The organism is Sphingomonas desiccabilis (genome assembly GCF_004135605.1).
In the GTDB taxonomy this organism is placed as follows: domain Bacteria; phylum Pseudomonadota; class Alphaproteobacteria; order Sphingomonadales; family Sphingomonadaceae; genus Sphingomonas; species Sphingomonas desiccabilis.
On record NZ_SDPT01000002.1, the window covers coordinates 1,071,257 to 1,086,593 of the forward strand.

General features: G+C 70.8%; 10 protein-coding genes. 5 read left to right on the plus strand and 5 right to left on the minus strand.

Going from position 1 to position 15,337, the window contains the following annotated elements; translation table 11 throughout:
• Positions 1 to 3 precede the first annotated feature (3 nt).
• Positions 4 to 621 (plus strand): LexA family transcriptional regulator, encoded by a 618-nt coding sequence (locus EO081_RS13250; RefSeq protein ID WP_129342348.1) that lies wholly within the window; start codon positions 4 to 6, stop codon positions 619 to 621.
• A gap of 3 nt (positions 622 to 624) precedes the next feature.
• On the opposite strand, the gene EO081_RS13255 is transcribed toward EO081_RS13250, so the two are convergent.
• Positions 625 to 882, minus strand: a complete 258-nt coding sequence (locus tag EO081_RS13255) for a hypothetical protein (protein WP_129342349.1) — start codon at positions 880 to 882, stop codon at positions 625 to 627.
• Between the two features lie 59 nt (positions 883 to 941).
• On the opposite strand from EO081_RS13255, the gene EO081_RS13260 reads away from it, so the two are divergent.
• The 3 genes from EO081_RS13260 (at position 942) to EO081_RS13270 (ending at position 8,920) form a co-directional block, all read left to right on the plus strand.
• Positions 942 to 2,912 (plus strand): autotransporter assembly complex protein TamA, encoded by a 1,971-nt coding sequence (locus EO081_RS13260; RefSeq protein ID WP_129342350.1) that lies wholly within the window; start codon positions 942 to 944, stop codon positions 2,910 to 2,912.
• Positions 2,909 to 7,078 carry a translocation/assembly module TamB domain-containing protein gene (locus EO081_RS13265; protein WP_183947904.1) on the plus strand — a complete coding sequence of 1,390 codons (4,170 nt, stop codon included), beginning with the start codon at positions 2,909 to 2,911 and terminating at the stop codon, positions 7,076 to 7,078. Before EO081_RS13260 ends, EO081_RS13265 begins: the two co-directional genes overlap by 4 nt.
• A gap of 66 nt (positions 7,079 to 7,144) precedes the next feature.
• The gene (locus tag EO081_RS13270) at positions 7,145 to 8,920 is read left to right on the plus strand and encodes an SLC13 family permease (protein WP_129342351.1); all 1,776 of its coding nucleotides are present in this window, start codon (positions 7,145 to 7,147) and stop codon (positions 8,918 to 8,920) included.
• A 142-nt stretch (positions 8,921 to 9,062) separates the two neighbouring features.
• Here the strand turns inward: EO081_RS13270 and EO081_RS13275 are convergent, their stop codons facing one another.
• The 3 genes from EO081_RS13275 to gltX are packed head-to-tail and all read right to left on the minus strand — an operon-like array spanning position 9,063 to position 12,013.
• Positions 9,063 to 9,242 carry a hypothetical protein gene (locus EO081_RS13275; protein ID WP_240697668.1) on the minus strand — a complete coding sequence of 60 codons (180 nt, stop codon included), beginning with the start codon at positions 9,240 to 9,242 and terminating at the stop codon, positions 9,063 to 9,065.
• Between the two features lie 23 nt (positions 9,243 to 9,265).
• Positions 9,266 to 10,549, minus strand: a complete 1,284-nt coding sequence (locus EO081_RS13280) for a citrate synthase (protein WP_129342353.1) — start codon at positions 10,547 to 10,549, stop codon at positions 9,266 to 9,268.
• A gap of 18 nt (positions 10,550 to 10,567) precedes the next feature.
• A complete protein-coding gene (gltX, locus tag EO081_RS13285) occupies positions 10,568 to 12,013 on the minus strand; it encodes a glutamate--tRNA ligase (RefSeq protein ID WP_129342354.1) in 1,446 nt (481 codons plus the stop codon).
• A gap of 166 nt (positions 12,014 to 12,179) precedes the next feature.
• Here gltX and EO081_RS13290 point away from each other — a divergent pair, with 166 nt between their 5' ends.
• Positions 12,180 to 14,240 (plus strand): ComEC/Rec2 family competence protein, encoded by a 2,061-nt coding sequence (locus EO081_RS13290; RefSeq protein ID WP_240697686.1) that lies wholly within the window; start codon positions 12,180 to 12,182, stop codon positions 14,238 to 14,240.
• Positions 14,241 to 14,643: 403 nt separating this feature from the next.
• Here EO081_RS13290 and lexA read toward each other — a convergent pair whose 3' ends face one another.
• The gene (lexA, locus tag EO081_RS13295; RefSeq protein ID WP_129342356.1) at positions 14,644 to 15,318 is read right to left on the minus strand and encodes a transcriptional repressor LexA; all 675 of its coding nucleotides are present in this window, start codon (positions 15,316 to 15,318) and stop codon (positions 14,644 to 14,646) included.
• Positions 15,319 to 15,337 lie beyond the last annotated feature (19 nt).

Here is a 15,337-nt window from a genome sequence, read left to right on the forward strand (position 1 = left end):
GGCGTGGAACCGGAGCAGCAACGCACGGTGCTCGCCGCTCTTGCGGCAGAGCGGGGCGAGAGCCTGGCTGCGCTGTCGCGGCTGCTCGGACGCAACGCCGCCTATCTCCAGCAATATCTGGAGCGCGGCAGCCCGCGCATGCTGCGGGAGGAGGACCGCGAGAAGCTGGCCCGCTACTTCGGCGTTCCGGAGGCGCGCCTGGGAGGTCCGGCGGTGCCGCACAGCGTCGCGGTCCCGCGCCTGGACCTTGCGGCCTCTGCCGGCCCCGGCGCCCTGGTCGAACGGGAATCCGCCGCGCCGCTGCGCCTGGACGGTGAGTTCGTCCGGCGGCTCGGCGTGCGGCCGGAGGTGCTGTCAATGATCGCCGTGCGCGGCGACTCGATGGCGCCGACGCTGGAGGATGGCGATTCGATTCTGGTCGACACCGGCGCGCGCGACGGCGGGGAGGGCGTCCAGGTCGTCCGGCACGAGGGCGTCCTGCTGGTGAAGCGCCTGCGCAAGACGAAGGAAGGCACCGCTCTCGTCAGCGACAATCCCGGATACCCGCCCATCCCGGTGCGTACGGGGGACCGGCTGGAGATCGTGGGTCGCGTCGTCTGGCTAGCCCGGCGCCTGCGTTGATCGTCAGCGGCGGTCGAGCAGCCACACCGCCAGCGCGATCGCGACGCCCGCCGCCGCTCCGACAAGAAAGCCGATCGTCGGCTGGTGGAAGCCGGCGGCCCCGAGGATCGTTCCGCCGAGCACGCCGGCCGCGATGGCGAAGCCGCCGGCAGCGGCGTTGCGGGAGGGGCGCGGTTCCATTCCCTGCCTCTGCCATGTCGCCGCGATGTGCGCCAGCCATGCGGCACCATCCGAACGGATCGCCTCGCGCGTGCGGCGCATCACCGGCCGCCGTGCCTAAACGATTGGCGAGTGCCGTGAAGTCGGTCTAGGGAACCACTATGTCGTGGCCCTCCCGCCGGCTCGTCCTGCTCGCTGCCGCCGGGTGCGTCACCGCACTCGCGCCCGCAGGCGCGCGTGCGCAGCAGGCACCTGCTGCGCCGGCCTCGCCCGACGACCTCGGCTCGACGCTCGATCCCGCCTCGCCGCTGTCCCCCATGCCCGACATCGGCGTCGACTGGCCCGACCTGTCGCCGGATCCTGCCGAGGCGGCCGCCGCCACGGACCAGGCCGTCGACCTTGCGACGGTGGAGCGCCGCTACGGCTATCGCATCGCCGGTATCGACAATATCGGCGGCGACCTGTTCCGCCAGCGCTTCGAGGAACTCTCGACGCTGCGCGCCAACGAGGCGCATCCGGCCAATGCCGCGCAGATCGATCGCCGCGCGCGCGAGGACGCAGCGCTCCTCAACGACCTGTTGCGCAACGAAGGCTATTTCGACGCGCGGGTGACGACCTCGACCGCGGCGGAGGAGGGCAGGCTGCTCGTCACGCTGCTGGTCGAGCCCGGGCCGCTCTACCGCTTCCAGCAGGTGACGCTGCCGGGCGCCGAGGACGCGGGCGCCAAGGCGCCGGCGATTGAGACTGCCCTGCGCGTGAGGCCACAGGACCCGGTGAACGGCGACGCGATCGAAGCCGGCGAGGATCGGGTGCGCACGGCGGTAGGGAGGGAGGGATTCCCCTTCGCGCGGGTGCGTCCGCCCGTCGTGGTGGTGGATCATGCGACGCGCACCGCCACGCTGGAGATGCCCGTCACCCCCGGCGGCGAGCGGCGCTTCGGCCGGATCACGACGCCCGACGCGCGCGTGTTCGACGGCGAGCATGTGCAGGAGATCGCCCGCTTCGATCCCGGCGACCCCTATGACGCGGCCGAGGTCGACGATCTGCGCCGCGCGATCGTCCAGACCGGGCTCGTCTCCTCGGTCCGCGTGCGCGAGGTGGAGGGCGTTGCCCCCGGCACGGTCGATCTCAACGTCGCGCTCGAACCCGCGCCCCCTCGCACCATCGCGGGCGAGCTCGGCTACGGCACGGGCGAGGGCGCGCGCGCAGAGGTCAGCTGGACACACCGCAATCTCTTCCCGCCCGAAGGGGCGCTGACGGTGCGCGGCGTGCTCGGCACGCGCGAGCAACTGGGCGCGCTCACCTTCCGCCGCAACAACTTCCGCGGACGCGACCGGGTGCTCACGGGCCAGATCTCGGCCTCGCACCTCGAGCGCGACGCCTATGAGGCGGATACCTTCTCCGTCTCGGGCGCGCTGGAGCGGCAGACCAACATCTTCTTCCAGAAGACCTGGACCTGGTCGCTCGGTGCCGAGTTGGTCGCCACCGACGAGCGCGACGTGATCGTCTCCACCGGTGAGCCGCGGCGGCGGACCTATTTCATCGCGGCTGCCCCCACGTCGCTCAACTACGACGGGTCGGACGACCTGCTCAATCCGACCCGCGGCTTTCGGCTGGGGGCCCGGGTGAGCCCGGAGCTGTCGCTGTCGGGCAAGGCGTTCGGCTATACCCGCGCGCAGATCGACGCCAGCGCCTACCAGCCGGTCCGCGACGGGGTGGTAGTGGCGGGCCGGGTCCGGCTGGGCTCGATCCTGGGTGCGCCGCGCGACGCGGTGGCGCCGTCCCGCCGTTTCTATGCCGGTGGCGGCGCGTCGGTGCGGGGCTATGGCTATCAGGACATCGGCCCGCGCGACCCGAACAACGACCCCATCGGCGGGCGCAGCCTCGCGGAGTTCTCGCTTGAGGCACGCGTGCGCGCCTTCGGCAATTTCGGCGTGGTGCCGTTCCTCGACGGCGGCAACATCTACACCTCGACGCTGCCGGACTTCTCCGGCTTCCGCTACGGCGCGGGGCTGGGCGTGCGCTACTATTCCAGCTTCGGGCCGATCCGCATCGACGTGGGAACGCCGCTCAACCCGCAAAAGGGAGACCCGCGCGTCGCCGTCTATGTCTCGCTGGGGCAGGCATTTTGAGCGACGAGGAAACGCCCGAAGCGCCGGCGGTCACCGTGCGTCGGCGCGGGCGCTGGGCGCGGCGGATCGCGGGCGCCCTGCTGCTGGTGCTGGGCGCGATCGCCGCGCTCCTCCTGCTGCTCGACACCGGTCCCGGCCATCGGCTGATCGCCAGCCGGGTGGCGGCGCTCCAGCCCAAGGACGGCATGCGCTACCGGATCGGCCGCATCGAGGGCTCGATCTACGGCCGCGCGCGGCTGATCGACGTGCGCGTCTACGATCCCAAGGGGCTGGTCTTCCGCGCACCCGTCGCCAACCTCGACTGGAGCCCTTTCGCCTGGTTCTCGAACCGGCTCGACATCACCCGCCTGGTCGTCCCGCGCGGCATCCTCGCGAAGCTGCCGCAGCCGCGCCCGACCGGGCGCAAGGGTCCCATCCTTCCCGGCTTCGACATCCGGATCGGTGCGCTCCGCATCGATCGGCTTGAGGTGGGGCCGGCGGTTACGGGCGTGGCGCGCGTCGGCAGGCTACAGGGCCGCGCCGACATCCGTTCCGGCCGCGCGCTGGTCGATCTCGCCGCGCGCGTCGACGGCAGCGATCTGTTGCGGGTCCATCTGGATGCGGAACCGGATCGGGATCGCTTCGACGTCGCCACCCGCGCGATCGGCCGCGCCGACGGCGTGCTTGCCCAGCTCTCGGGCATCCGGCGCCCGCTGACCCTGCGCATCGACGGCGACGGCACCTGGACCCGCTGGCAGGGCAGTGCGCTCGGGATCGCCGGCGACACGCGCGTCCTCGACCTCACTCTCGGGAACCGCGCCGGCGCCTACACGCTCGGCGGCACGCTGGCGCCGGCATCGTTGCTCAACGGCAAGCTCCAGCGGCTGTCCTCGCCGCGGGTCCTCGTCGACGGCGCCGCGACGCTTGCCAATCGCCGGCTGGAGGGAAGGCTGGGGCTTCGCTCCGGCGCGCTCGCGCTGGAGGCGGAGGGCGGACTCGACCTGGCGCGCCGCGCCTATCGCGACCTGCGCCTGCGTGCGCGACTGCTTCGGCCCGCCGCGCTGTTTCCCAACATGTCGGGCCGCAACATCGAGCTGCGGGCGATCCTGGAGGGGGAGTTCTCGACCGCGGCGTTCGACTATCGCCTCACCGCCGATCGCCTCGCGTTCGACGACACGGGCTTCGAAGTCGCCCGGGCGAGCGGCAAGGGCAGGCTTTCGCCAGCGCCCGTGACGGTGCCGATCCGAGTGACTGCTCAGCGCGTGACCGGCGTCGGCGACGTCGCGGGCGGCATCCTTCGCAACCTGTCGGTCGACGGCGCGCTGAAGGTTACGGCGCGCACGCTGACGGGCACGAATCTCCGGCTGCGCTCGGACAAGCTCAACGGCACGATCATGCTGGTGCTCGATCTGCGGAACGGCCGCTATGAAGTCGGGCTGACGGGCGGTCTCCGGCGCTATCTGATCCCGGGCCTCGGCATCGTCGACGTCCAGTCCCGCCTGACGGTGGTGCCGGGGCCGAACGGCCGGGGAACGCGGATCTTCGGGCGGGGCGCCGCGCAGATGGTGCGGCTCGACAACGGCTTCTTCCGCTCGCTCACCGAAGGCCTGCCCCGCATCACCACCGGGCTGGAGCGGGGCTCCGATGGCGTGCTCTACTTCCGCAACCTCGTGCTGACCTCGCCGGGGCTGACGCTCAGCGGCAATGGCTTGCGGCGGCGCGACGGCACCTTCCGCTTCGTCGGGCAGGGACGCCAGCGGACCTATGGCCCGGTCTCGCTCGTGCTCGACGGCCGTATCGAGAAGCCGACGCTCGACCTGCGCTTCCAGCGGCCGAACGACGCGCTGGGACTCAGCGACGTGACCGCACACCTCGATCCGACCGCCGAGGGCTTCGCCTTCACCGCACAGGGCGGCTCGCGGCTCGGCCCCTTCGCGGGCGCCGGGCGCATCCTGCTCCCACGCGGGCAGGACGCGAGCATCGCGGTCGATCGCCTGGACGTGAGCGGCACCCGCGCGAGCGGCGCGATCGCGATCGTCGAGGGCGGGTTCGACGGCCGGCTGGCATTCGGGGGCGGCGGCCTCTCGGGAGAAGTTCGCTTCGTGCCCCAGGCCGGGATCCAGCGGATCGACATCACCGCCGACGCCCGCAATTCCCAGTTGGGCGGGCAGGGGCGCGTGCGCACCGGCCGACTGGAAGCGAGCCTGCTGCTCGATCCGGACGGGACCACGATCGACGCCACCCTGACGGCGCAAGGCCTGCGGCGTGGCGCGCTCTCGATCGCGCGGCTTGCCGCCAACGCCAAGCTGCGCGATGGCGAGGGCGAGGTGCGGGCGTCCATCGCCGGGTCGCAGGGGCGCGCCTTCGCCATCCAGTCGGTCACCCGGGTCACTGCCGACGAATACCGCGTCCAGGCCCAGGGTACCCTGGACGGCCGTACGCTCCGCCTGGAGTCGGCCGCGGTGGTCCGGCGCGACCCGAACGGCGGGTGGCGGATCGCGCCGACCCGCTTCACCTTCGCCGGTGGGGAAGCGCAGGCCTCGGGACGCTTCGGTGGCGGCGACACGCAAGTTGCGCTGCAACTCACCCGCATGCCGCTGTCCGTGCTGGACATCGGCTACCCGGGCCTTGGCCTCAGCGGAAACGCATCCGGCAAGCTCGACTATGCGCTGCACGACGGCGTGCCGAGCGGACGGGTCAACATGACGGTGCGCGGCCTCTCGCGCGCCGGCCTGGTGCTCGCGTCGCGGCCGATCGACATCGGGCTCGCGGCCGTGCTCGATTCCGACAAGGTCGGCGCGCGGGCGCTGCTGGCCAGCGGCGGCAAGATTATCGGCCGCGCCCAGGCCCGGCTCGCGCCGCTGAGGGGCGGCGGGACGCTGGCGAGCCGCATCGCCAACGCCCCGCTCGCGGCGCAGCTGCGATACGACGGCCCGGCCGATACGCTGTGGCGGATCACCGGCATCGAACTGTTCGACCTTTCCGGGCCGCTGGCGATCGGCGCCGACATCGGCGGCCGGCTGGCCGACCCGCAGATCCGCGGATCGCTCCGCGCGACCAACGCCCGGATCGAAAGCGGTGCCACCGGCACGGTCCTGACGCAGGTGAACGCACAGGGGCGCTTTGGTGGATCGCGGCTGGTGATCGATCGCTTCTCGGCCAGCGACGGCCGTTCGGGGCAGGTGAGCGGCACCGGCACCTTCGATCTCGCCGCCGTCCGCGGCTTCGGCATCGACCTCGCGCTGGAGGCGCAGCGCGCCCGGCTCATCAACACCGACACGCTGGCGGCCACAGTCACCGGCCCCATCACCATCCGTTCGGACGGTTCGGGCGGCATCATCGGCGGCGAAGTGCGCCTGAACGAAGGCCGCTACCAGCTCGGCAAGGCGTCCGCGAGTGCGCCGCTGCCGCGCATCGCCATCCGCGAGATCAACCTGCCGGGCGGCGACGAGCAGGACGAGGTTCCGCGTCGTCCGTGGCGGCTGAACCTGCAGGCGCGCGCCACCAAGGGGCTTATGGTATCCGGCCTCGGCCTCACCAGCGAATGGTCCGCCGATCTCACCATCCGCGGCGAGCCCACCAATCCGTCGATCCGCGGACGTGCCGACCTCGTCCAGGGCGATGTCGAGTTCGCGGGCCGCGAGTTCGAGCTGGAGCGCGGGAACATCCGCTTCGACGGGTCGGTGCCCGCGAATCCCGCCCTCGACATCTCCGCCGATGCGGACGCCGAGGGACTGAACGCCACCATTCGCGTGACCGGCACGGCGCTGAAGCCGGAGATCGACTTTACCAGCACGCCCGCGCTGCCGCAGGACGAACTGCTATCGCGCCTGCTGTTCGGCACCTCCATCACCAACCTGTCGGCGCCCGAGGCGCTGCAGCTCGCGGCCGCGGTGGCGGCACTGCAGGATGGGGATACCGGCCTCAACCCGATCAATGCGGTGCGCCGCGCGACCGGGCTCGACCGCCTGCGCATCCTGCCGGCCGATCCGCAGACGGGCCAGGGCACGTCCGTCGCCGCAGGCAAATATCTGACGCGGCGGCTCTATGCTGAGATCGTCACCGACGGGCAGGGCTATTCGGCGACCAACGTCGAGTTCCGCGTCACCCGCTGGCTCTCGCTGCTTTCCTCCATCTCCACCATCGGCCGCCAGAGCGCTAACCTTCGCGTTTCGCGAGACTATTGATCGGCACCTCCGCCCGGGTCGGGCGTTGAGCACAGCGGAAACTGGTGCTGGGGGAATCGCTTTCGCATGACAACGCCGCAAATCCTGTCCGTCTGCGTGCTGACGGGCATGATGCTGCTCTTCATCTGGGGGAAGTTCCGCTACGACGTCACGGCGGTCATCGCCCTGCTCGCGGCGATCGCCCTGGGCCTGGTGAAGCCGGAAGACGCCTTCAGCGGCTTCTCCGACGATATCGTCGTGATCGTCGCCTCCGCCCTGGTCATCAGCGGCGCGGTGCAGCGCTCCGGCGTGATCGAACGGATGCTCCGGGTGGTGCAGAAATATGTGACCCGGCTTCCTTCTCAGCTCATGGTGCTGTGCGCCTCGGTGGGGTTCGCCTCCGCGCTGGTGAAGAACATCGGTGCGCTCGCCATGCTGATGCCCGCCGCCTTCCAGATGGCGAAGCGCTCCAAGAGCTCGCCTTCCGCGCTGCTGATGCCGATGTCGTTCGCGTCGCTGCTGGGCGGCCTCATGACCCTAGTCGGCACCTCGCCGAACATCATCGTCAGCCGCGTGCGCGAGGACATGACCGGCACGCCGTTCCGCATGTTCGACTATCTGCCGGTGGGGCTCGGCCTGACCGTGATGGGGCTGCTGTTCCTGCGCTTCGGCTACCGCCTGCTGCCGGGCGACCGCCGCGCCGCCCCGACGATGGGTGAGGCGCTCGACATCCAGGACTATGTGACCGAGGCACGCGTCGCCGAGCGGTCCGAGGCGGTGGGGGAGACCATCGCCGCCTTTGTCGCGCGCCACGGCCATGACGTCACGGTCACGCAGGTGCTGCGCGCCGGTATCCGCACGACGCCCTGGCGCGAGCTCGAGCTCCGCGCCGGCGATGTCCTCATCCTAGGCGGCGCGCCCGACACGCTCGAACAGGTCATCGCGGGTGACGGACTGGAGCTGGAGGGGCACGACCGCGCCCAGCCGCAGGGCAGCGAGCACGACGAGGTCGGCGTGATCGAAGCGGTGCTGGGCGTCGACTCGGTGCTCGTCGGCCAGACGGCCGGACGCATGCTGCTCCAGGCGCGCTATGGCGTGAACCTGATCGCGATCTCGCGCCGGGGCGAACGGCTGACGCGCCGCCTCGCCAACACCGTGCTCTGCCCCGGCGACGTGGTGGTGCTGCAGGGGCCGCTCGGGCTGCTGCCGGAGCGACTTCGCATGCTGGGCTGCCTGCCGCTCGCCGAACGCTCGCTGCGGCTGGGCAACGCGCGCAAGGGGCTTCTGCCGCTGGCGGTGCTGGCGGTCGCGATGGCCGCAACGGCCAGCGGTCTCGTCCCGGTTGCGGTCGCCTTCTTCGCTGCTGCGGCCATCGTGATCCTGACGGGATCGCTGCCGGTGCGGGACGCCTATAGCCACATAGAATGGCCGATCCTGGTGATGCTGGGCGCGCTGATCCCGGTCAGCGACACGCTGCGCACGACGGGCATGAGCGACATCATCGGCGTCTGGCTCGCGCAGACCGCTGCGTCGCTCCCCGTCTGGGGCGCGGTGGGCCTGATCCTGGTCGCCGCGATGGCGGTCACCCCGTTCCTAAACAACGCGGCCACCGTGCTAGTGATGGCGCCGATCGCCGCGACCTTCGCAGGCGATCTGGGGTATCGGCCGGAGGCGTTCCTGATGGCGACGGCGGTGGGCGCGGGCTGCGACTTCCTCACCCCGATCGGTCACCAGTGCAACACGCTGGTGATGGGCCCGGGCGGCTATCGCTTCGGCGACTATGCGCGGCTGGGTGCGCCGCTGTCGCTGCTCGTCCTGCTGCTCGGGACGCCCCTGATCCTGTGGGTGTGGCCGGTCCACTGATCCGGCGCTGCAACTGCGTCGGCGCGTCGGCCGATGGCCCGTGCGATCCTTGAAGGGCGAGGCGCACCATGGGCGCCGAAGTGCGCTCGCACAGGGGAGCGACAAGGGCTCGGAGGACGGAAAATTCTCGCGAGCGACGGGTTCAGCCGCGCATCCGCCGCGCGATCAGGATCGCGACCAATCCCGCGACGGCGGTGACGGTGCCGGTCAGCACCCAGTTGTACTGGTCGATCATGAAGCTGGAGGCCGGCCAGCGGACGATGCCCGTCCCCTGGCCGATCCAGAACAGCCCGACGATCGCGGCGATCGCGCCGGCGATCATCAGCAATCGTCGGGCGGGGCGCATCAGCGCTGGCCGATCGCGACATAGTCGCGCTGCGTCGGGCCCGTGTAGAGCTGACGCGGACGGCCGATCTTCTGGGCCGGATCCGAGATCATCTCGTTCCACTGCGCAACCCAGCCGACGGTGCGGGCGAGGGCGAACAGCACGGTGAACATTTCGGTCGGGAAGCCGATCGCCGACAGGATCACGCCCGAATAGAAGTCCACGTTCGGGTAGAGCTTCTTGTCGATGAAATACTGGTCCTTGAGCGCGATCTGCTCGAGCTCGCGGGCGGTATCCAGCACCGGATCGTTGATGCCCAGCTTGTCCAGCACCTCGGTTGCGGCCTTCGACAGCACCTTCGCGCGCGGGTCGAAGTTCTTGTAGACGCGGTGGCCGAAGCCCATCAGGCGGAACGGATCGTCCTTGTTCTTCGCGCGTGCGATATACTCGGGGATGCGATCCGGGGTGCCGATCTCGCGCAGCATGTTGAGCGCCGCTTCGTTGGCGCCGCCATGTGCCGGGCCCCAAAGGCAGGCGATGCCGGCCGCGATGCACGCGAACGGATTGGCGCCCGACGAACCCGCGAGACGCACGGTCGAGGTCGATGCGTTCTGCTCGTGATCGGCGTGGAGGATGAAGATCTTGTCCATCGCCGATTCGATGATCGGATCGACCTCATATTCCTCGGCCGGCACGCCAAAGGTCATGCGCAGGAAGTTGCCGGTGTAGGACAGCTTGTTGTCCGGGTAGAGGAACGGCTGGCCCACGGAATATTTGTACGCCATCGCCGCGATCGTCGGCATCTTGGCGATCAGGCGGTGGCTGGCGATCTGCCGCTGGACCGGATCGGTGATGTCGGTCGAGTCGTGGTAGAAGGCGGAAAGCGCGCCGACCACGCCGCACAGGATTGCCATCGGGTGGGCGTCGCGACGGAAGCCGCGATAGAAGTTCGCCAGCTGCTCGTGCACCATGGTGTGGCGCGTGATGGTGTTGGTGAACTTGTCGAGCTCGCCCTGGTTCGGCAGCTCGCCGTTCAGCAGCAGATAGCTGACTTCCATGAAGCTGGAGTTTTCGGCGAGCTGGTCGATCGGGTAGCCGCGGTGGAGCAGCACGCCCTGGTCGCCGTCGATGTAGGTCAGGCCCGACTCGCAGCTCGCGGTCGAGGTGAAGCCCGGATCGTAGGTGAAGGCGCCGGTCTGCGCATAGAGCTTGCGGATGTCGATGACGTCCGGTCCGACCGTGCCCGAAAGCACCGGATAGTCACCGTCCTTGCCCGCTACCTGCAACTTGGCGGTCTCGCTCATCGGGTGTCTTCCTTTCGTTCAGTGGTTGGCCGGAACGGCCATCTGGTCGGCGATGCGGCCGAGGCTTTCCTCGCGTCCGAGCAGTTCGAGCACGTCGAAGATGCCGGGGGAGGTGCGGCGACCGGTCAGTGCGGCGCGAAGCGGCTGTGCGACTGCACCCAGCTTCACTCCGGCTGCGTCCGCCACGCTGCGTACCGCATGTTCTGTGGTCTCCGTATCCCACCGCTCGACCGCGTCAAGCGCCGTGTGCAACTGCGAAAGCAGCGCGGGCGCATCGCCGGCCAGCAGGGGCGCGGCCGACTCTTCGATCGGCAGCGGCCGGGTGGCGAAAAGGAAGGCGGTGTTGTCTGCGAGTTCGTTCAGGTCGGCCGCGCGCGGCTTCAACGCCGGCATGGCGCGGCGCAGCAGATCGAGCCCGGCTGCGTCGGGAGCCTGGGGCAGGCGACCCGCGACAAGGCCGGCGAGTCGCGCGTCATCCGCCTCGCGGATGTAGTGGCCGTTGACGTGCGCGAGCTTCTTGAGATCGAAGCGCGCCGGCGAGCGGCCGACGCCGGCGAGGTCGAAAACCTCCACCGCGCGATCGCGGCTGAGGATCTCCTCGTCGCCATGGCCCCAGCCCAGGCGCAGCAGATAGTTGTTGAGCGCCTCGGGCAGGATGCCGAGCTCGTCGCGATAGGCGTCGACGCCCAGTGCGCCGTGGCGCTTCGACAGCTTGGCGCCGTCGGCACCGTGGATCAGCGGGACGTGCGCATAGACCGGGTCCGGCCAGCCACCCTCCACCGTATCCATCGCGCGGATCAGCGCCAGCTGGCGGAAGGCGTTGTTGAGGTGGTCGTCCCCGCGAATGACATGGGTGACGCCCATGTCATGGTCGTCGACCACCACCGCCAGCATGTAGGTGGGGGTGCCATCGGAGCGCAGCAGCACGAAATCGTCGAGCTCGGCATTGGCGACGGTGACGTCGCCCTGGACCCGGTCGGAGATCGTGACGGCGCCGTCCTTGGGTGCCTTCAGCCGCACCACGTAAGGCGCGCCTTGCGGCGCGGTGGCGGGATCGCAGTCGCGCCAGCGGCCGTCGTAGCGGATCGGCTTGCCCTCCGCCCGCTGCTGCTCGCGCAGTGCTGCGAGTTCCTCTGCCGTGGCGTAGCATTTGTACGCATGGCCGGCGGCGAGCAGCTGATGCGCGACTTCGGCGTGGCGATCGGCGCGGGAGAACTGGAACACGGCGTCGCCGTCCCAGTCCAGGCCCAGCCAGCGCATGCCGTCCAGGATCGCCTCGATCGCCGGCTCGGTCGAGCGGGCGCGGTCGGTGTCCTCGATGCGTAGCAGGAACTTGCCGCCATGGTGGCGGGCATAGAGCCAGTTGAACAGTGCGGTGCGCGCACCGCCGATGTGCAGGAACCCCGTGGGGGAAGGGGCGAAGCGGGTGACGACTACGCCTTCAGGCGAGGTTCCGGTATCCATACTTGCGCGCAACTGCGCCTGCTCCCAAGCTCGAACAATCATGGCCACATCAGCCGCGCCCGCCCCTAGCACGGCCCCTCCGAGGCTTCAAATCAACCGGCGGGTGTATTTTCTGCATGTGGTCGAGCGGTGGCTGGAAGCCGAGCGGGACCAGTTGCCGCTGTGGATGCCGGTGGCCCTGGGCACCGGCATCGCCGCCTGGTTCGTCCTCCCCAACGTTTCCTCGTGGATGGCGTTCCTGCTGGGCGCGCTCGGGGTCGGTGCGTCCGGCATCGCCTTTCCCCCCGCCGGGCGCCTGGGCCGGATCGTGGCGGGCGCCGGGCTGCTTGCCGCGCTCGGCTGCGCGCTGGTGTGGTGGCGGGCCGAGCGCGTCGCGGCGCCGGTGTTGGCGCGGGCGGGCGTTTTTGCCTTCACCGCGCGCGTGGAGCGGGTGGAGCCCTTGCCCGCACGCGAACTGGTTCGGCTCCGGCTCGCGCCCGTCGGCGCCTCCACGCTGCCGCCGCTCGTTCGGGTCAACGTGCCGCAGGATGCGGTTCCGGCCGGTGCGGGCCCCGGTGCCGTCTTGCGGCTGCGCGCGCGACTCGTGCCCCCGCCGCCGCCTGCCGTACCCGGCGCTTATGACTTCACTCGTGTCGCGTGGTTCGACCGCGTGGGCGCGACAGGCCGCGGCTTCGCGCCGATCGAGGTGCTGAGACCGGCGATTAAGGCCGGCGCCGGGCTGCGCAACCGCCTGACCGCCCACATCCAGCAGCGGGTGCCGGGCAGCGAGGGCGGAGTCGCGGCCGCGCTGGTGACTGGAGACCGCGGCGCCATCGGCGAGGCCGCGGACGAGGCGATGCGCCGCGCGGGACTGGCGCACCTCCTGTCGATCAGCGGCCTGCACGTGACGGCGGTGGTGGGCGCGACCATGTTGCTCCTGCTCCGGGTGCTGGCGCTGGTGCCGGCGCTCGCCCTCCGCGTGCGCCTGCCGCTGGTGGCGGCTTCCGGCGCCGCACTGGCGGCGATCGGCTACACCTGGCTTTCGGGCGCCGAGGTTCCGACGATCCGTTCCTGCGTCGCGGCGCTGCTGGTGCTGGCGGCGCTGGCGATGGGTCGGGAGGCGATCACCTTGCGGCTGGTCGCGACCGGGGCTTTCCTGGTCCTGCTCGTTCTCCCGGAGTCGTTGAGCGACCCCAGTTTCCAGCTGAGCTTTGCCGCCGTCACCGCGATCGTCGCCCTCCACGAGCACCCGCGGGTCCGCCGCTGGTTCCAGGCGCGCGACGAGGGGCTGCCGTGGCGGTTGCTGCGGAACCTCGGATCCCTGCTCCTCACCGGCGTCGCGGTCGAGGCCGTGCTGATGCCGATCGGCCTGTTCCACTTCCACAAGGCCGGGCTCTACGGGGCGCTCGCCAACATCGTCGCGATCCCGCTCACCACCTTTGTCGTCATGCCGGCCGAGGCGCTGGGGCTGCTGCTCGATCTCCTTGGCCTCGGCGCGCCGGCCTGGTGGGTGGTCGAGCACGCCCTGTCGCTGCTGCTGTGGCTCGCGCGCACGGTTGCGGCCGCCCCGGGTTCTGTCGCGGCATTGCCGTCGATGCCGGGCGCGGCGTTCGGGCTGATGGTCGCAGGCGGCCTGTGGCTGGCGCTCTGGCGCACGCGGGCCCGGCTGCTGGGACTGGCGCCGTTCACGGCCGGCGCGCTGTGGGCGCTCGCCACGCCCGCGCCCGACCTGCTCGTCACCAGCGACGGCCGGCACCTGGCGATCCGCACGCCCGAGGGAGGCATGGCGATCCTGCGCGACCGGGCCGGCGACTATGTGCGGGATACGCTGGGGGAGGGCGGCGGCGTCGAAGGCGAGCTGCCGCCCCTCGCCGGGCAGGCCAACGCCCGCTGCACCGCCGACGTCTGCCTGGTGGACGTCGCCGCCAGCGACCGGGTCTGGCGCGTCGTCGCGACCCGCAGCGGCTATCTGCTTCCGGTGCGCGACCTGATCGCCGCATGCCGCGACGCCGACATCGTGGTCAGCGAACGCCGCCTCCCGCGGGGCTGTACCCCACGCTGGCTGCGGCTCGACCGCCCTGTGCTGGCGCGTACCGGCGGCGTCGCTGTCCGCTTCGACCCGCCCGAGGCGCGGCGGGTGCGCGCCGCGGGGGACCAGCACCCGTGGATCGCGCCGCCGACGACGGTGCCGGTGATGGATCCCCGGCCGCGGCGCGGGAAGGGCGGCCCGCGCCGCCTCGATTCCTGACGCTTTCCTGCCGCAGCTTCTCGATCCCCCACTTTCTGCCGTCGCCCTTCTAGCGACAGTCAGCTTCTTTGCGGCTCCGACGGATTGGCTACGCAGGCTCCTGCGAAGGCAGGAGCCCAGAGTTGCGGCTGTCGCTCGTCCTCTTGCTGCTTGGCCCTAGGCCGCGGCCCCGCGGGAACATGGGATATCCGGACCTCTGCGATGATCGCGAGGGTCCCGCATGCGCGGGGTTGAGGACGGAGCGCGCGGCAGGGGCGGCGCAGCAGGGCGTGTTCACACGGGCCAGGGCCATGGCTCGTCGCACCGCCTCATCGTCTCGCCCGCAGGCGCAGCGAAGACGGGCAGGAGCCGGGTCCCGACAGACTGTTGGACGGGAGTCCCGCTAACCGAAGACCCGGCGCCTTCAGTAGCGGCGCAGCAGCCCGGCAAGCTTCCCCTGCACCCGCACCTGGTCCGGCCGATAGCGCTGCGGGTCATAGCTGCGGTTGGCCGGGTCGAGGCGGATCATCGCGCCCTCGCGGCGGAAATACTTCAGCGTCGCCTCGTTCTCGTCGATCAGCGCGACCACGATCTCGCCATCCCGCGCCGCGTCGGTGCGGCGGACCAGGGCATAGTCGCCGTCGAGGATGCCCGCCTCGACCATCGAGTCCCCCGCGACCTCCAGGGCATAATGCTCGCCCGAGCCCAGCAGCGCGGCCGGCACCGGCAGCATCTGCTGGCCTTCCATCGCCTCGATCGGGACGCCGGCGGCGATGCGGCCGTGCAGCGGGATCTCGATCACGTCGTTGGCGGGAGCGGGCGGGGCGACCGGCGCGCTCCTGGGGGCCGCCGTCTTGGCCGCAGCCTTCTTCGCCGTCTCGGGCCGGTCGGGCATCCGCAGCACTTCCAGCGCGCGGGCGCGGTTCGGCAGACGGCGGATGAACTGGCGTTCCTCCAGCGCGCTGATCAGGCGGTGCACCCCGGACTTCGACTTGAGGTCGAGCGCTTCCTTCATCTCCTCGAACGAGGGGGATACGCCGGTTTCCTTCAACCGGTCGTCGATGAAGCAGATCAGCTCGTGCTGCTTGCGCGTGAGCATGCGGTCCTCCGTCGGAACA